The organism is Sphingopyxis sp. Root1497 (assembly GCF_001427085.1).
GTDB lineage: Bacteria > Pseudomonadota > Alphaproteobacteria > Sphingomonadales > Sphingomonadaceae > Sphingopyxis.
In genome coordinates this window covers 18,619-36,273 of the sequence record NZ_LMGF01000004.1, presented here as the reverse complement: position 1 = coordinate 36,273, position 17,655 = coordinate 18,619, and the positions used below count along the sequence as shown (strand labels likewise).

The 17,655-nt window shown below is 65.0% G+C and carries 14 protein-coding genes and 1 tRNA gene; 9 read left to right on the top strand and 6 right to left on the bottom strand.

Going from position 1 to position 17,655, the window contains the following annotated elements:
• The first annotated feature begins 52 nt into the window (after positions 1 to 52).
• The 3 genes from ASD67_RS11775 (at position 53) to ASD67_RS11765 (ending at position 4,825) form a co-directional block, all read left to right on the top strand.
• The gene (locus tag ASD67_RS11775; protein WP_056347398.1) at positions 53 to 3,022 is read left to right on the top strand and encodes a M10 family metallopeptidase C-terminal domain-containing protein; all 2,970 of its coding nucleotides are present in this window, start codon (positions 53 to 55) and stop codon (positions 3,020 to 3,022) included.
• Positions 3,023 to 3,104: 82 nt separating this feature from the next.
• A complete protein-coding gene (locus ASD67_RS11770; protein WP_162248570.1) occupies positions 3,105 to 4,037 on the top strand; it encodes a KpsF/GutQ family sugar-phosphate isomerase in 933 nt (310 codons plus the stop codon).
• Complete coding sequence (locus ASD67_RS11765; protein ID WP_056347394.1) at positions 4,034 to 4,825, top strand: 3-deoxy-manno-octulosonate cytidylyltransferase; 792 nt, start codon at positions 4,034 to 4,036, stop codon at positions 4,823 to 4,825. The genes ASD67_RS11770 and ASD67_RS11765 overlap by 4 nt, the downstream gene beginning before the upstream one ends.
• A 10-nt stretch (positions 4,826 to 4,835) precedes the next feature.
• Here the strand turns inward: ASD67_RS11765 and ASD67_RS11760 are convergent, their stop codons facing one another.
• From ASD67_RS11760 to folK, 4 genes are all read right to left on the bottom strand, one after another.
• Entirely contained in the window at positions 4,836 to 6,185 is a 1,350-nt protein-coding gene (locus tag ASD67_RS11760; protein WP_082545022.1) for an HlyD family type I secretion periplasmic adaptor subunit, read from the bottom strand.
• A gap of 6 nt (positions 6,186 to 6,191) precedes the next feature.
• Positions 6,192 to 7,922, bottom strand: a complete 1,731-nt coding sequence (locus ASD67_RS11755; RefSeq protein ID WP_056347389.1) for a type I secretion system permease/ATPase — start codon at positions 7,920 to 7,922, stop codon at positions 6,192 to 6,194.
• An 80-nt stretch (positions 7,923 to 8,002) separates the two neighbouring features.
• Positions 8,003 to 8,078 (bottom strand) — tRNA-Lys (locus tag ASD67_RS11750).
• 44 nt (positions 8,079 to 8,122) lie between these two features.
• The gene (gene folK / locus ASD67_RS11745) at positions 8,123 to 8,659 is read right to left on the bottom strand and encodes a 2-amino-4-hydroxy-6-hydroxymethyldihydropteridine diphosphokinase (protein WP_056347387.1); all 537 of its coding nucleotides are present in this window, start codon (positions 8,657 to 8,659) and stop codon (positions 8,123 to 8,125) included.
• A 23-nt stretch (positions 8,660 to 8,682) separates the two neighbouring features.
• Between folK and ASD67_RS11740 the strand changes: the two genes are divergently transcribed.
• Entirely contained in the window at positions 8,683 to 9,372 is a 690-nt protein-coding gene (locus ASD67_RS11740; protein ID WP_056347385.1) for a uracil-DNA glycosylase, read from the top strand.
• Here ASD67_RS11740 and ASD67_RS11735 read toward each other — a convergent pair.
• Both ASD67_RS11735 and ASD67_RS11730 read right to left on the bottom strand, forming a co-directional pair.
• On the bottom strand, positions 9,333 to 9,809 hold the full coding sequence (locus ASD67_RS11735) for an RNA pyrophosphohydrolase (protein ID WP_056347383.1): 477 nt from the start codon (positions 9,807 to 9,809) through the stop codon (positions 9,333 to 9,335). The genes ASD67_RS11740 and ASD67_RS11735 overlap by 40 nt on opposite strands.
• Entirely contained in the window at positions 9,806 to 10,753 is a 948-nt protein-coding gene (locus tag ASD67_RS11730) for an alpha/beta hydrolase fold domain-containing protein (protein ID WP_056347381.1), read from the bottom strand. Before ASD67_RS11730 ends, ASD67_RS11735 begins: the two co-directional genes overlap by 4 nt.
• 198 nt (positions 10,754 to 10,951) lie before the next feature.
• Between ASD67_RS11730 and ASD67_RS11725 the strand changes: the two genes are divergently transcribed.
• The 5 genes from ASD67_RS11725 to ASD67_RS11705 are packed head-to-tail and all read left to right on the top strand — an operon-like array spanning position 10,952 to position 17,537.
• The gene (locus tag ASD67_RS11725) at positions 10,952 to 12,811 is read left to right on the top strand and encodes a 2-oxoacid:acceptor oxidoreductase subunit alpha (RefSeq protein WP_056347379.1); all 1,860 of its coding nucleotides are present in this window, start codon (positions 10,952 to 10,954) and stop codon (positions 12,809 to 12,811) included.
• Positions 12,811 to 13,848, top strand: coding sequence for a 2-oxoacid:ferredoxin oxidoreductase subunit beta (locus ASD67_RS11720; protein WP_056347377.1), 1,038 nt, complete (start codon positions 12,811 to 12,813; stop codon positions 13,846 to 13,848). Before ASD67_RS11725 ends, ASD67_RS11720 begins: the two co-directional genes overlap by 1 nt.
• A gap of 39 nt (positions 13,849 to 13,887) precedes the next feature.
• Positions 13,888 to 14,838 (top strand): metal-dependent hydrolase, encoded by a 951-nt coding sequence (locus ASD67_RS11715; RefSeq protein ID WP_056347375.1) that lies wholly within the window; start codon positions 13,888 to 13,890, stop codon positions 14,836 to 14,838.
• Positions 14,835 to 16,220, top strand: a complete 1,386-nt coding sequence (locus ASD67_RS11710; protein WP_056348442.1) for a cryptochrome/photolyase family protein — start codon at positions 14,835 to 14,837, stop codon at positions 16,218 to 16,220. The genes ASD67_RS11715 and ASD67_RS11710 overlap by 4 nt, the downstream gene beginning before the upstream one ends.
• A gap of 36 nt (positions 16,221 to 16,256) precedes the next feature.
• Positions 16,257 to 17,537 (top strand): SAM-dependent methyltransferase, encoded by a 1,281-nt coding sequence (locus ASD67_RS11705; protein WP_056347373.1) that lies wholly within the window; start codon positions 16,257 to 16,259, stop codon positions 17,535 to 17,537.
• The last annotated feature ends 118 nt before the right edge of the window (positions 17,538 to 17,655 follow it).

Below are 17,655 nucleotides of genomic sequence, written 5' to 3'. Positions count from 1 at the left end.
GATATTCTATCGCTTTCCTTTCTTCCGTTTTTCAGCCGAATAGGGTCGCCTCATGGTTCTCTCCACCCGCCTCCAGACTGTCGGCGAAAGCGGCAATGTCTTCATCGACACGCTCGTCTATGGCGTTGCCTTTCGCCCCGCGACGACGGTGATCTATGCGTTGCAGGGAAATCCGGGCGATACCGGGCTGAACGGCGGCGCCTTGTGGGCCGCCAACGGTGCGGCCGGCGCTTACGCCGCTGCGCTCGCCAGCTGGGCCGCCGTGGCCAACATCCGGTTCCAGGCCGCGACGACCGCCTATGACGGCACGGGCAGCCGCGCCAGCTACGACTTTGTCGGCCAGTTGAGCACTAGCCTGCCGTCCGATGTCCTGGGACAGCATACGCTGCCGACGACCGGCGACATGGTCGGTCAGTTTAACACGACGATCTCCTATTTTACCACCGCGAGCAATCAGGCCGGCGGTCTCAGCTTCCTGACCTTCGTGCACGAGCTGGGCCATGGCATCGGACTGCTGCATCCGCATGCCGATGAGCCGGGCGATGACAGCTTCCCCGGCCTCGGCGACGCGTTCTCGACCGGGCCGTTCGGCCTCAACCAGGGCATCTTCACCACGATGACCTATAATGACGGCTATGAGGACGTCGGCAGATCCCCGTCGGTCAATTATGGCTGGCAGATGGGGCCCGGGGCTTTCGATATCGCTGCGGTGCAGTTCCTCTATGGCGCGAATAACAGCACCGGCGCCGGCAACACCACCTACACCATGCCGACGCTTAACCAAGCTGGCACGGGCTGGATGACGATCTGGGACGTCGGGGGAACCGACACCATCTCGGCACAGGGTAGCCAGCTCGATGCGATCATCGACCTGCGGGCGGCCACCCTGCGCAACGAGGAAGGCGGCGGCGGGTTCGTCTCGCGCAATGGCGGCGTGCTGGGCGGCTTCACCATCGCCAACGGGGCCGTCATCGAAAATGCGATTGGTGGCAATGGCGACGATTTGCTGGTCGGCAATGCGGCTAACAACAGCCTCAACGGCGGGGCTGGCTGGGATACGGTCAGCTACGCCCATATGACCAGCGCGGTCACGGTCAATCTGGCGACTGGCATCGCGACTGGCGAAGGGAATGACACGCTCAGCGCGATCGAGCGTGCGATCGGCGGCAGCGGCGATGATGTCATGACCGCGTTTATTGGCGCCAGCATTGTCAATGGTTCACAGGATGTGATCAAGTCGGCGGCACTCCGCAACGGCGAAATCGCGTCGGCACTCTCGCTCGACGGGCGCTTTTCGCCGCACAGCAGCGACGTCTCGATCCAGGCCGTCGGCGCTGGAGTGAACAGCGTCACGGTTCACGGTGAAGGCGGCCTCCAGCGAGATGTTTATAGCTTCACGCTGACGGCTGGGGCCCAGATCACGATCGACATTGATAACAGTTTCCGCATGGATTCGATCATCGCGCTCTTCGGCCCTGGGCTCTACGGCCCGTCGAGTTTGATGACGACCAATGACGATAGCCCCAATGATCTGGACGTCGGCTCGGCAAATTCTCTCGACAGTTTCCTGACGTTCAATGCGACGACGGCGGGCACCTATTATGTTATGGTTTCGACCTACAGCGCTGAGTCGGACGGTGGCGGCCCCATCGCCCTTGGCAGTTCCTATACGCTCAACATTTCGGCGGCCAACACGGTTGCGGCGGCTGGCACGATCCTTCTCGGCTCGACGCTCGACGGCGGTGCGGGGAACGACACGCTCAACGGCGGTGCGGGCATCGACACGTTGATCGGCGGCATCGGCAACGACATGCTGAATGGCGGTGGGGGCGCCGACCTGATGTACGGCGGCACCGGCAACGACAATTATGTCATCGATGCGCAGGGCGACCTGACCTTCGAAGGCCTGAACGGCGGCACCGACACGGTGACAGCATCGGTCGGCCACTATCTCTACGCCAATCTCGAAAACCTGACCCTCGCGACCGGCGCGGGCGACATTTTCGGGGTCGGCAACGAACTGGCGAATACGCTCCAGGGCAATGCGGGGGCGAACCTGCTGCTCGGCGGTCTCGGCGACGACGTGATCCGCGGTGGTGCGGGCGTCGACAGCTTGTTCGGCGAAGCCGGTGTCGATCAGTTGTTCGGCGATGCCGGGATCGATTATCTGGTGGGCGGTCTCGGCAACGACATCCTCGACGGCGGCGCTGACGCCGACGCGCTTTATGGCGAGGACGGCGACGATACGCTGATCGGCGGCGCGGGCTTCTTTACCGATATCCTTGTCGGCGGTGCGGGCAACGACATATTGCGCGGGGCCTCGGGTCTTGGAGACTATGATCTCATGGACGGCGGTGCGGGCAACGACATTTATTATGTCGACACCCCCGATGACCTGACCTTCGAAGCGGTCGGCGGCGGGGCCGACACCGTCTATGCCAACATCAATGGTGCCGGCTATTATCTCTATGCCAATGTCGAAAATCTGGTGCTGGAGGGCAATACGCCGTTCGGGGTCGGCAACGATCTCGCGAATCGGCTGACCGGCAACGCGATCGGCAATTATCTGCTCGGCGGGCGCGGCAACGACACGCTGAATGGCAAGGGCGGCAACGATGTGCTGTTCGGCGAGGGCGGAGTGGACACCTTTGTCTTCGAACGCGGCACCGGCGGCGACGTGATCGGCGATTTCGCGCGTGGCACCGACAAGATCGACGTCTCGGCCTTTGGTTTCGCAAGCTTCGCGGCGCTGCAGGCGGGCTTCACCCAGGTCGGCGCGAACGGCGCCATCAACCTTGGCAATGGCGACTTCATCGTCCTCCACAATGTGACGATGAGCCAGCTGACCCAGGGCGATTTCATCCTGTCGGCGACGGCGGGCAAACCGGACCTGTTCGGGGACGGCGCAAAAGCTGTCGAAGACGCCGGCTTCGCTCCCGATGCCGGTACGCCCGTGCTCGACTGGCATCCCGATCACTGGATGGCGCAATATCATACCGCGTATCAGCTCGGCTTCGTGTGAGCTTGCGGTGATGCCCTATGCGGTTTCGATCGATGATCCCGGGGTGGCCGATGCGCATGATATGCTGTCGCCGGCAAAAAACGTGCTGCGATCCCACATCGTCGCGCTTGAACAATTGCTCGACGGCCTCGACGACACGCTGCTCAAGCTTGCAATCAGGATCGCCGCCTGCCGCGGGCGTGTGATCCTGACCGGCATCGGCAAGTCGGGGATCGCCGCCAGAAAGATCGCGGCCAGCCTTGCTGCGCGCGATGTCGCGGCGACCTTCATGCACGGCGCCGACGCGCTGCACGGCGATCTCGGGATGGTACGGGCGGACGATATCGTGATTGCGATCACGATATCGGGCGCGTCGAGCGAGTTGTTGTATGTCATCCGCCATGCCCGGTCGATCGGCGCCGAGACGGTGGCGATCACCGCGGCGCCGGACGAGGCCGTGTCGGCATCGTGCGACCATGTCATCGCGATACCGGCACTCGACACCGCATGCGATTTCGGCATCGCGCCTTTTTCCTCGACCATCGCGAGCATCGCGGTCGGCGACGCGCTGACGATGCTCGTGGCGCGCGAAATAGCGTTCAGTCGCAATCAGTTCGCGCGGCTGCACCCCGCCGGCCGGATCGGCGGTCGCTTCCTGTCGGTTTGTGAATTGATGCTGCAGGACGACGCGCTTCCCATGGTCGGCCCCGATGCACCGGTCGAACAGGTGATCGCGGAGGCGTCGCGAACCGGCATCGGCGCCTGTGCGGTCGTCGATGCGAACCGGATGCTGCTGGGCATCGTCACCGACGGCGACATCCGACGGCATTTTCTGGACGGCAGCGAAAGCCCGGCGTCGGGCATCATGACCGCCGACCCCGTCACGGTTGGCGACGATACCGACCAGCACGATGCCTTTGCGATCATGCGCGGCCATCGCATCGCGGTGTTGCCGGTGATGGCCGCCGATGGCCGGACGCTGGTCGGCATGCTCAATATCCAGGACATGCTGCAGGCCGGCTATCCCGAAAAGTGAGTGATGCGCGCCGCGATGTCCTGATCATCATCCCCGCGCGTTTCGGCTCGCTGCGCTTTCCCGGCAAGCTGCTGTCGCCGCTGCGCGGCGCTGACGGCGTCTCCCGTCCGCTGGTCGAACATAGCTGGCGGGCGGCGAATGCCCTGCGCGACCTCGCCGATATCGTGATCGCGACCGATGATCGCGCGATCGCCGATGTGGCGTCCGGTTTCGGCGCGCGCTGCGTGATGACCTCCGCCACCGCACGCAACGGGACCGAACGTTGTGCCGAAGCCGTCGCGTCACTGGCGGAGGCTCCGTCGCTGGTGATCAATCTGCAGGGCGATTCGCCGGCGATCGATCGTGCGCATGTTGCGGCGTTAATCGCGGCGTGGCGCGCCGGTGCCGGCGCCGTCCTCACCGCCTTCGTTCGTTGCTCGGGGGAGATGCGGGCGCATCTTGCTGGCGAGATTGCCGCTGGACGGCCATCGGGGGTTTTTGCCGTCGCCGACGGCGCCGGGAACGCCCTCTATTTTTCGCGTTCGCCGATCCCTTCGGGCGTCAATGCCGAATGGAAGCTGCATCTGGGCCTCTATGCCTATGAACCCGCGATGCTGGCGCGCTATGCGGGCTGGCAGGTTGGCGCGATCGAAGCCGCCGAAAGCCTGGAACAGTTACGATTTCTCGAAAATGGCCAGCCCATCGCGCTGATCGAGGTCGATCCCGTCGTGGGGGGCTATGGCGACGTCAACTATCCCTCGGACGTCGAAAAGGTCGAGGCGCTGCTGCGCGAGCGCGGCGACTTTTGACCGGTGGGTGTCACTGCCGAAAAGCGTGGTTGATCTGGTCGAGCAACGGTTTCAGCAGGTAGGACATCAGCGACCGGCTGCCGGTGCGCAGGAACACCTCCGCCGGTAATCCCGCGCGAAGCTGGGTATGGATCGGCATGTTGCGGGTCGTGACTGGCAATTCGACGCGAATGCGGAAAAAGGGCGGGCCACCCCGGCCGTCGTCGGTGGCATCGGCGGCAAGATAGATGAGCTTGCCGGCAAGTTCGGGCGTGACATTCTGTTCGAGCGTCGGGAACATGATCCGTGCCGGCTGTCCGACCTTCAACTGGTCGATATCGGAAGGCCGCACGCTTGCTTCGACGATCAGGGTATCCTTGTCAGGCACGATCTGCGCGATCGGGGTGCCGCCGGGAACCGCGCTTCCTATCGTTGTAAAGGCCAGCTTTTCGATCACCCCCGCCGCCGGAGCCCGTACGACGGAGCGCGAAAAGCGGTCGTCGGCGTCGGCGATACGGATACGCTGATCGGCGATCGCGGCGTCGACCTGGGCCAGTTCGGCGCCGGCTTCGGCGCGGCGCGATTGCTCGATGGTGAGTTTTTGCTCACGGACTTCGGAAATGCGCGCGTTGGTCTGCGCGATATTCGCCTCGAGCGCGCCGATCGACCCTTCGAGTTCGACCGCCTGGCGTTCGAGCTGGTTGAGCCGGTTCACCGTGACCAGCCGCTTTTCATATAGCTGCCGCAGCCCGGCCAGCTCGGGCTGGATGATTTCGAGCTGTCGTCGTGCCGAACTGATCTGGACGCGATAGCTTTGATTGAGCTCGTTGAACTGCGAAATCCGCTCGTCGAGCAGCCGGCGGTTTCCGGTCATCTCGCTCTGGCGCAGTTGCAACAATCGCCGTTCCTGCGCCAGCGCCGCGCGCGCCTCGTCATCGGCGGGCGGCGGATATCCTGCGGGCCAGTGCATCTGCGAGCTGCCCGATCGTTCGGCATCGAGCCGGGCCTGCCGCGCGAGCAACTGGTCCAGCGACTGGTTGCTGAGTTCGGAACTCGGTCCGGATACGTCGGTCGCGAATTCCATCACGATGTCATTCTCGCGCACCCGATCGCCGTCCCGAACGAGCAGGCGCGACAGGATGCCGCCGGTGGGATGCGCGATCGTCTTCACCCGCGATTCAGCCGACAGCGCGCCGCTGCCGACGACCGCGCCGTCGATCTGCACGACCGTCGAGATCGCCAGCAGCGCGGCGATGATCCCGACCATCAACCACAGCGCGCGCCGCATCCGCGTCGCCAGCGCGGCGGTAACGTCGGGCGACGAAACGCTCGCTGCTGCGGCAGCGGGAGTCCCCGTTGGCTGGTCCTGAGCGTCGGTCATAGCGGCCTAGTTCACGGCCTTCAGGCCGCCGTCGCGCGGCGCCTGTTTCGCGCCCTGCGCGAGCGCCGCCAACACCTTGTCACGCGGTCCCCATGCTGCGACCTTGCCGTCGCGAAGCACCAGCAGCTTGTTGGTCGAACTCAAAATGCGCGTCTGATGGGTGACCAGCAAGGTGATCGCACCACGACCCTGCGCGCGCTTGATCGCTCCCGCCAGCGCCGCCTCGCCCTCGGGATCGAGGTTGGAATTGGGCTCGTCGAGCAAAAGCAGGAACGGATCGCCATAGAGCGCGCGGGCGAGGGCTATGCGCTGGCGCTGGCCGGCTGATAGATTGTGCCCGCCCGACCCGATTTCGGTTTCATACCCGCCGGGCAGCGAGACCACCAGGTCGTGGACCCCGGCCTGCTGCGCCGCCGCCAAAATCTGCTCCGACCCCGCCGTGGATGAGAAGCGGCCGATATTCGCCGCGACGCTGCCCGACAAAAGGCCAACTTCCTGCGGCAAATAGCCCAGATAGCTGCCGAGTTCGTCGCCCTCCCACTGGTCGAGCATCGCGCCGTCGAGCCGGATGCCGCCGCGGACCGGCGGCCATATCCCGGCAAGGCCGCGCAGCAGCGAAGATTTCCCCGATCCGCTCGGGCCGATCACCCCGATGACGTCGCCCGCCTGCGCGTCGAAACTGACGTCGGCGATCGCGATCCGGTCGCTGCCGGCGGGAACGAGGGTCAGCCGGTCGACCTGCAACTGTTTCGTCGGCCGCGGCAGGCGAACGGGCTTTGCGGTTTCTTCGGCATGTTTGCCGAGCATCTCGTCGAGCCGGGTCCAGCTTTGCCGGGCCGCGACGAAGCCGCGCCACTGCGCGATCGCCTGATCGATCGGCGCCAGCGCGCGGCCGGCGAGAATCGAGCTGGCGAAGATGATTCCGCCCGACGCCTTGCCGTCGATCACCAGCAGCGCGCCGACACTGAGCACCGCCGATTGCAGGAAGATGCGAAAGATGCGCCCGGTTCCGCCCGCCCGGGCGACGATCCGGCTGATGCGGTTGCTTTCATCCTGATAGGCGCCGTCGCTCTGCCGCAGCCGCGACGAGAGGGTTCCGGTCATACCCAGCCCCTTCAGCGTGGCCGCATTCTGGAAGCTCATTTCCTGATCCTGCCCGCGCGTATAGCGCAGCGGTTCGAGCAGGGTCATGTTCTTCGCGATCGACCGCTCGGTGTGCCAGGTCAGCAGGGCGAGCACGATGATGCCGGCCAGCGTCGCGACGCCGAGCCACGGATGTAGCAGGAACAGGACCGCGAGGAAGAAGATCACCCACGGCAGGTCGATGAAGGCGGCGGGTCCCGAACCCGACATGAAACCACGAATATGGTCGAGGTCCTGCGTTGGGCGCGGCCTGCCCGGCGGCGGTGCGATGGCGAACTGCCACTGCAACTGCTCGACCCGCGGCGACAGCTTGTCGCCGAACGCCCGCCCGATATCGACGAGCATCTGCGCACGTGAGACGTCGAGCACGCCATGAAAGACGAAGGCGAGGCCGAACAGCACGAACAGCCCGAACAGCGTCGCCCCGCTGCCGCTCGGCAGCACCCGATCATAGACCATCATCAGGAAGATCGAGCTGGCGAGCGCGAGGACGTTGATGAAGGCGCTGAGCCCGCCGACGACCATCAACGGTCCGCGGAGCGAGCGAAGGGCATCGGCCAGTTCGGAATTCTTGGGTAACCGCAACCGAACCATCGACCGAATAAACTCCCCGCTTTCAGCTGGCTGCATAGGGCGACACGCCCGAAAGCGCAATCGGAAGCCGTTGGGGGAGATGGTGAGCCCTGCTGGGTTCGAACCAGCGACCTACTGATTAAAAGTCAGTTGCTCTACCGACTGAGCTAAGGGCCCATCGCGGTGCCTCGAAAAGGTCGCCCGCGAAGTGAGCCGTCGCCCTAGTGCGCCGATGCGTTCCGGTCAACCGGCTTTGCCCGCACCAGTTTCGCCGCGAGCTGGCGGACGCTGCGGCCGAGCAGCGGGTGCTGCCAGTCGGGCGCGATCGCGCGCAGCGGGCCGAGGACGAAAGCGCGGCTCGCCATGGCGGGGTGCGGGATGGTGAGATCGCGGTCGGCCCAGGTGCCGCCCGACCAGAGCAATATGTCGAGATCGAGCGTGCGCGCGCTCCAGCGCTGGCCGGTACGGCGGCCGAATGCGGCCTCGATCGCCTGCAGTCGCCTCAGCATCTCGGACGGGGAAAGCGGCGAAGCGACAAGCGCGACGGCATTGGCATAGCGGCGGCGTGACGGGCCGATCGGCTCGCTGGCGATGATCGGGCTGGCATCCACTGGTTCGATGTCCGCGCTTTCGAGCGCGTCCAGCGCCGCCATCAACACCTGCCGCGGATCGCCGAAGCGCGCATGGCGCCGGTTCGACCCCAGGCCGATCGCATAGAGCGCCAAAGGAATCCGGGAGGGCGACGTTGCATCGGACATGACGCAGCGCCTATCGCAGCGGGGTGGAAATTGTAAGCCCTTTGCCGGGAACCGAGCCGCCGCGCGATTGCCCGAACTGTCCGCGCCTTGTCGCGTTTCGGGCCGCGTGTCGCGCCGAATATCCCGATTGGTGGAACGCGCCGGTCTATGCGTTTGGCGATCCCGATGCGTGGCTGGCGCTTGCCGGTCTCGCGCCCGGCAAGTACGGCGCCAACCGCACCGGACGGCCCTTCACCGGCGATTATGCCGGTGACCTCTTGTTCGCGACGCTTGCCGAGTTCGGCCTCAGCCGCGGCCGCTATGACGCCCGCATCGACGATGGCCTGACCCTCGACGGCGCGATCATCGTCAACAGCGTTAAATGCCTGCCGCCGCAGAACAAGCCGACCCCGCAGGAGATCGCCGCCTGCCGCCCCTTTTTCGAAACGCAAATGGCCGCGCTTCCCAAGGTCCGCGTGATCGTCGCGCTGGGCAAGATCGCGCATGACGCGGTCGTCCGGTCATTCGGCGGGCGCCTGGCGACCTACCCCTTCGCCCACGGCGCCCTCCATGCGCTTCCCGATGGCCGGCACCTCGTCGATAGCTATCACTGCTCGCGCTACAACACGAACACCGGGCGGCTGACCGCGGCGATGTTCGCCGATGTCTTCCGCACCGCGCTCGCGCTCCGCGATCAGACCAGCGGCCCGAACTCCTCGACCAGCGAACGGTAAAGCGCGCGCTTGAACGGCACGATCAATTTCTCGATCTCGTTCAGTTCAGCCCATTTCCACGCCCGAAACTCCTGATGCTCGGTCGCGATATTGACGTCGCTGTCCTCGCCCATGAAGCGCATCAGGAACCAGTGCTGGCGCTGGCCGCGATATTTGCCGCCCCACATCTTGCCGATCAGATGATCGGGCAGGTCATAGAAATACTCCTCACGGCTGCGCGCGATGACCTCGACCAGTCCGCCATGCACCCCGGTTTCCTCACCGAGTTCGCGGATCGCCGCCATTTCGGCGTCTTCGCCGGGGTCGATCCCGCCCTGCGGCATCTGCCACGCCTCGCTCGTCGTATCGAGCCGCTGGCCGACGAACACGCGCCCGTCGCGATTGGCCAGCATCACCCCGGCGCAGGGGCGATAGGGCAGGTTGCTATGGTCGATCATGCCGTCGCGGTCGCTTCGGCGACCATCGCCTTGAGCATGGTCAGCGCGCCCTTGATGTCGTCCTTGGCGCTCGGAATGCCCTGCGACAGGTTGATATAGCCGTGGATCGTGCCCGCGCCCTCGCGGTAAACCGTCGTTACCCCCGCCTCGACCAGCTTGGCGGCATAGGCGCGGCCCTGGTCGCGCAGCGGATCGAGCCCGGCGGTGACCAGCAACGTCGGCGGCAGGCCCTCGGCCGGGAAATCGAGCGGCGACGCGCGATAGTCGGCGGGGTCGGCGGCATAGTGATCGCTGAACCAAGTCATGCTGCCCTGGGTCAGCAAATGGCCCTCGCCGAAATCGCGGTAGCTTTGCCAGTCGTCGTGGGTGGTCACCGCGGGATAGATGGGGTGAATCGCGATCACTGGCTTCGACGCAGGCTTGTCGCGCAGCGTCAGCGCGGTCGCGATGGTCAGATTGCCGCCCGCACTCTCGCCGGCCAGCACCAGGCCGGTGCAAGGGATATTGTCGCCGACCCAGCGCGTCGCCGCCTCGCAATCCTCGGGCGCGGCAGGGAAGGGATGTTCGGGCGCCAGCCGGTAATCGACCGCGATCACCGGCATGTCGAGCTGGCGCGCCGCCTCGGCGCACCAGCCATCGTGCGTGTCTAGGTCGCCGATCACCCAGCCGCCGCCATGATAGAAGACCAGCACCGGACCCGTCTCGCGATCGGGTCGGCTGTCATAGAGCCGGATCGGAATGTCGCCCGCCGGGCCGGGGATGCTGCGGTCCTCGACCTTGGCGATCTCGCCGCGCGGGCTGTCGGCCATCTGGGTCATCACCCGGAACATTTCGCGAGCGCCCTCGGCCGGCATCTCCTCCATCTTTGGGCCCTCCTGTGCATTCAGGAAGGCAAGAAAGGCCGCCACATCGGGGCGCGTAAAATGGGTGGTGCCGTCGGTCATCCTGTTCATCCCTCGCTTATGTTGTTGGCGCAGCTATTCGGCATCGCGGCCGATAATTCAATGGCAATTGGCAACCGATCTCGTCGCCTATGCCGCGCATTCGCTTTGCAGCGCACAATTTTTTCTGAATTGCGGCATCGCGCCGACGGGCCTAGGCCGATGTCACAGGTTCGCAAGATTCAAAGGCAGAGATAGAAAATGGCGAGTGCGGTAGAGGACCGAGCCGACAATCGGCAGTCCCCCCTTTCCGATGCAGTGGTAGTTCGATTTGCCGGCGATAGCGGCGACGGGATGCAGCTGACGGGTGGCCAGTTCACCCTGTCGTCGGCGCTTGCGGGCAACGACTTCGCGACCTTTCCCGACTTCCCCGCCGAGATCCGCGCGCCGCAGGGCACGTTGTTCGGCGTGTCGGCGTTCCAGATCAATTTCGGGTCGTCGGCGATCGACACCGCGGGCGACGCGCCCGACGTGCTCGTCGCGATGAACCCCGCGGCGCTCAAGACCAATGTGCCGTCGCTCAAGCAGGGCGGGTTGATCATCGCCGACGAGGGTGAGTTCAACGACCGCAACCTCGCCAAGGCGAAGTACGACGCCAACCCGCTCGATGACGGCAGCCTCGCCAAATGGCAGTTGCTCAAGCTCAACATCAGTCAGCTCACCATGGACGCGGTCAAGCCCTTCGGGCTCGGCAACAAGGAAGCGCTGCGCTGCAAGAATATGTGGACGCTGGGGCTCGCGCTCTGGATGTTCGACCGTGAGCGCCAGCCGCTGATCAACTGGCTCAACGGAAAATTCGCCAAGGACCCGAATCTTGCCGCCGCCAACGTCGCGGCACTCAACGCCGGTCACGCTTATGGCGAGACCGCCGAACTCGCGGGACCGCTCACCCAGCATCATGTGGATCCCGCGCCGGTCGCGCCCGGCCTCTATCGCACACTCACCGGTGCCGAGGGTATCGCGCTGGGCCTCGTCGCGGGCGCACAGCTTGCGAAGCTGCCGATGTTCTTCGGCGGCTATCCGATCACCCCCGCCTCGGCGATCCTGCATCACCTGTCGCGGCTCAAGGAATATGACGTCACGACCTTCCAGGCCGAGGACGAAATCGCGGCGATCTGTTCGGCGATCGGCGCCAGCTATGGTGGCTCGCTCGGTGTGACCAGCTCGTCGGGCCCGGGCATCGCGCTGAAGGGCGAGGCGATGGGCCTCGCGATCATGACCGAACTGCCGCTCGTCATCGTCAATTCGCAGCGCGGCGGTCCCTCGACCGGCCTGCCGACCAAGACCGAACAGTCGGATCTGTATCAGGCGGTCTACGGCCGCAACGGCGACGCGCCGCTGCCGGTGATCGCCGCGCGCTCGCCCGGCGACGCGTTCGACTGCGCGATCGAGGCGGTGCGCATCGCGGTGCAATATATGACCCCGGTGATGCTGCTCACCGATGGCTATATCGCCAATGCCGCCGAACCCTGGGCGGTGCCCGACCTGACGACTTACGAGGCGTTCCCGGTCGAATTCCTCACCGAAGTGCCCGAAGGCGGGTTCAAGCCCTATGGCCGCGACGAAAAGCTCAAGCGCCCGTGGGTCAAGCCCGGCACTCCCGGCCTGCTCCACCGTATCGGCGGGATCGAGAAGGAACTCGACACCGGCCACATCAACTACGAGGCGTCGAACCATCAGGCGATGACCGACATCCGCAAGGACAAGATCGACGGCATCAAGGTGCCCGATCAGGTCGTCGAGCTGGGTGCCGAGGGCGGCAAGCTCGCGGTCGTCGGCTGGGGCTCGACCTTTGGCCCGATCCACCAGGCGGTGCGCCGCAAGCGCGCCGAGGGGGCCGACGTCAGCCACATCCATATCCGTCACATCTGGCCGCTGCCCGCCAACCTCGGCGAATTGCTCAAAAGCTATGACAAGGTGATCGTGCCCGAGATGAACACCGGCCAACTCAAGACCGTGCTGCGCGACCAGTATCTGGTCGACGCGAAGCCGGTGAACAAGGTGTCGGGCCAGCCCTTCACCATCGCCGAAATCGAAGCCGCGATCGAGGGAGCCCTCTGATGAACGAGATGACCACCATCGCCCGCACCACGACGCTCAAGGATTGGGAAACCGATCAGGAAGTCCGCTGGTGCCCCGGCTGCGGCGACTATGCGATTCTGAAGGCGGTGCAGCGCACCATGCCCGAAATCGGCACGACGCCCGAAAACACCGTGTTCATCAGCGGCATCGGCTGCTCGTCGCGTTTCCCCTATTATATGGAAACCTATGGCTTCCACACGATCCATGGCCGCGCGCCGGCGTTCGCGACGGGGCTGAAGCTCGCCAATCCGGGTCTCGACATCTGGATCGTCACCGGCGACGGCGACGGGCTGTCGATCGGCGGCAACCACACGATGCACCTGATCCGTCGCAATCTCGATTGCCAGATCATGCTGTTCAACAACGAGATTTATGGCCTCACCAAGGGCCAATATTCGCCGACCAGCCGCGTCGGCACCTCCAGTCCCTCGACGCCTTATGGTTCGGTCGATCGTCCGGCCCAGCCCGCCGCCTTCGCGCTCGGCGCCGGTTCGCGCTTCGTCGCGCGCGGTTTCGACGTGTCGAAAAAGCTGCCCGAGGTTCTGAAGGCCGCCCATGCCCACAAGGGCGCCGCCTTCATCGAAATCTTCCAAAATTGCATCGTCTACAACAAGGACGTGTTCGAGGATTTCGCCGCCCCCAAGGGCGCCGAGGACCGCCAGCTTTGGCTCGAAAATGGCGAACCGATGGTCTTTGCAAAGGGCACGAAGGGCATCGCGCTCGACAGCGAAGCACTGCATCTGAAGGTCGTCGACGTCGTCGATGGCGACTGGCAGGCGGCGGGGGTGATCGTCCATGACGTCACCAACCGCAGCGTCGCGCACATGCTGGTCGAAATGCGCTTCGGCGAATTCCCGATGGCTTTGGGCGTCCTCTACGACGACCCCCGCCCGACCTTCGAAGCTGACGTCTGGCGCCAGAACAAGGCGGCATCCGAAGGCAAGAAGGCCGACCTGCAAAGCCTGCTCAAGAAGGGCCAGACTTGGACGGTGACCGAGGGCGGGCCTGAGCTTTAACGCATTGCGATAACGCTGTGGGTCGGGTCTATAGGATCTATGGACAATCTGACTCACAGCCTCGTCGGTGCCGTGCTCGGCCAGATGGGGCTCAAGAAAAAGACCGGCCTCGCGATGCCGACGCTGATCATCGCGGCGAACCTGCCCGATATCGACGCCGCCTGCACCGTCTATGGCCAGCTCTCGCTGTCGATGCGCCGCGGCATCACCCACGGCCCGATCGCGCTGATCCTGCTACCGATCCTGCTCTGGATCGCGATGATTGGCTTCGACCGCTGGCAGACCAAACGCGGCAAGCGCCCCGAAGGCCGCTTGGCCATCCACAAGGGCTGGCTGCTCGCGCTCGCTTATATCGGCTGCCTCAGTCACCCCGCGCTCGACTGGCTCAACAATTACGGCATCCGCCTGCTCGAACCGTTCAGCCACCGCTGGTTCTATGGCGACAGCATCTTCATCATCGACCTGTGGGTCTGGATCGCGCTCGGCCTGTCGGTCTGGCTCTCGCTGCGCCGCGAACGTGCGAAGGTCGCGGCATGGACACGCCCCGCCTGGGTCGGTTTCACCGCGATCTGCGGCTATTTCCTCTTCAACGGCCTGATCACCGGCACCGCCGAGCGCGAAATCGCCGCGGTGCTACGCGGTGGGGGCCACCCCGACGCGCTCGTCGTCGCCAGCCCACCGCCGCTGATGTTCTGGAAACGCGACGTCTTCTGGCGCAGTGGCGAGCGTTACGGCAGCGCGAGTTTCGACATCGGCTCGGGCGGCGAGGTCGATATCACCGGCATGCCGACCGGCATGGACGACCCGCGCGTCGCACCGATGGTGGCGACCAGCCCGGCGGCGCAGGCCTTCCTCTTCTGGTCGCGGATGCCGGTCGCGAAGTTCGACAAAAAGGGCCGGTTGATCCTGTCCGACCAGCGGTTCGGGAACCGGCTGAGCCGCGGTCAGTTTCAAGTCATCGTCGACCCCAAACCGGAACCCACACCCTGACCGCACCCTCGATCGTATGGTTTCGCCGCGACCTTCGCCTGTCCGATCAGGCGGCGCTGCTCGCCGCGGCGGCGGGGGGGGCGGTGATCCCGGTCTATATCCTCGACGATGAAACGCCGAAACACCGTGCGATGGGCGGCGCCTCGCGCTGGTGGCTCCACCACAGCCTCGCCAGCCTCGACGCGGCGCTGCGCCAAAAGGGCTCGCGGCTGATCTTGCGCCGCGGCAAGAGCGACGAGCAACTGGACCAAATCGCCGATGAATGCGGGGCAGGGCAGGTCCACTGCCTGCGCCACTACGAGCCCTGGTGGCGCAACGCTGAGCGCGCCGTGTCCAAAAGTCTCGACCTGATCTGGCACGACGGCAATTATCTCGCGCCTCCCGGATCGGTAACCAGCGGCGCCGGTGGCCTCTACAAGATCTACACCCCCTTCTGGCGCGCGCTCAAAGAACGCATGCCGCCCCCAGCACCCGCGAACCGCCCGCGCGAGATCGCCGCACCGCCGAAATGGCCGGCCTCCGACACGCTCGCCGACTGGAACCTGCTCCCGACCACACCCGATTGGGCGACGGGGTTCGGCAACGAATGGACACCCGGTGAGGAGGGCGCCCGCACCCGCGTCGCCGATTTCATCGACGAAGCCGCCGATTACGACCGCCGCCGCAACTTGCCGTCCGAAGAGGGCAGTTCGCGTCTCTCGCCGCACCTGCACTTCGGCGAAGTCTCGCCCGCCCATGTCTGGCATCGGCTCGCCGATGCGGGCGGATCGGTCGACGTGTTTCTCAGTGAGGTCGGCTGGCGCGATTATGCGCAGAATGTCATCCTGCAATTTCCCGATTACGGCGGTCGCAACGCCCGCGAGGTCTTTGACGACTTCCCTTGGCGCACCGGCAAGGCGGCCGACACCGACCTCAAAGCCTGGCAACAGGGCCGTACCGGCTATCCGATCGTCGATGCCGGGATGCGCCAGCTCTGGGCGACCGGCTGGATGCACAACCGGGTGCGGATGATCGCGGCGAGTTTCCTGATCAAGCATCTGCTGATCGACTGGCGGCTCGGCGAGCAATGGTTCTGGGACACGCTGGTCGACGCGGATTACGGGAACAACAGCGTCAACTGGCAGTGGACCGCCGGCACCGGTATCGATTCGAACATGTTTCCGCGCATCATGGCGCCGTTGACGCAGTCGGAGAAGTTCGATGCGGCGGACTATATTCGCGAATGGGTGCCGGAATTGCTCGATCTTCACGCACATCACATACATGACCCGGATGAACATGGGGTACGGCCGGCGGGCTATCCCGCCAAGCTCATCGGGCATCGCGAGGCGCGGACGCGGGCGCTTGCGGCGTATGACGTCATGAAGGCGCACGACAATTGATTGTCAGCCGCGCCGCTTTGCGGCAGTGATAAGACTATGAACACGCATGTCAGGACGGGGCGGGGCCGACGGTTGCTGCGGGCGGATCGCGCCTTTCGGTCGGGCGGGCTGATCGCCTCGATGATGGCGCGAGCGCCCGCCGCCTTTTTCCATGGCCGTCTCGACAAGATCGACGCCGGACTCGAACAGGGCACGCTCGAAGCTCATCTCCCCGATGGCAGCATTCGCATTCTCGGGGGGCGAGGCCGCGGGCCGGTCGCGGTGGTGCATGTCCACAGCTGGGCGGCCCTCGTCCGCCTCGCGCTGTCGGGATCGGTGGGCTGGTACCGCGCCTGGGACAAGGGCGAATGGTCTTCGCCCGACCCGGTGCCGCTGTTCGACCTGTTCATGCGCAATGGCGAGACGTTGGGCAATGCCGCACGATCGCGCGGACCGTGGCGCTGGCTCAATCTCACGGCGCATTTCCTCAACCGTAACAGCCGCCGCGGCGCCAAGCGCAACATCCATGCTCACTATGATTTGGGCAATGATTTCTATCGCTTGTGGCTCGACACTGGCATGAACTATTCGAGTGCGCTGTTTGCGGAAGCGGCGCAATCGCTGGAGGAGGCGCAGGTCGAAAAGCTCGACGCGATCCTCGACCGGCTCGACCTGCGGTCGGGTAGCCGGCTGCTCGAAATCGGCTGCGGCTGGGGCGCGCTTGCCGAACGGGCGGTCGAACGCCACGACGTGATCTACACCGGGATCACCCTTTCGCCGGCGCAGGCGGAGATTGCCGATGCGCGGCTCTCCGAGGTCGACCTGTCGGGGCGCAGTGCGATCGAATTATGCGATTATCGCGATGCGCAGGGCCCCTATGATGCGATCGCGAGCGTCGAGATGGTCGAGGCGGTCGGGCAGGCCTATTGGCCCGCCTATCTCGACACCATCGCGCGATTGCTGCGGCCCGGTGGCCGCGCCGCGATCCAGTATATCCTGATCAACGACGCCCTGTTCGAGCGCTATGCCGCGAGCAGCGACTTCATCCAGGCCTATGTCTTTCCAGGCGGCTGCCTGATATCCGAAAGCCGCTTCCGCAAGCTTGCCGAGGAACGCGGGCTTGCCTGGCGCGATGTGCGACGGTTCGGACCCGATTATGCCGAGACGCTGCGAAGCTGGCGTGAACGCTTCGACGCGGCGGTGGCGAGCCAGCAATTGCCCGCAGGGTTCGACGAGCGGTTCATCCGGCTCTGGCGTTATTATCTGCAATATTGCGAGGGCGGTTTTCGCGGCGGCGGTATCGACGTCGCACAGGTCACGCTCGAAAAAACAGCCTGAAAACAAGCAGGGGGAGACGATACATGCGAAGACTTATGGCGGCGGCGCTGCTGTGCGCGACGGCGGGATGCACATCCCCCGCACCCACGAAAACCGACACTCTGCCGAAGGATTTGAA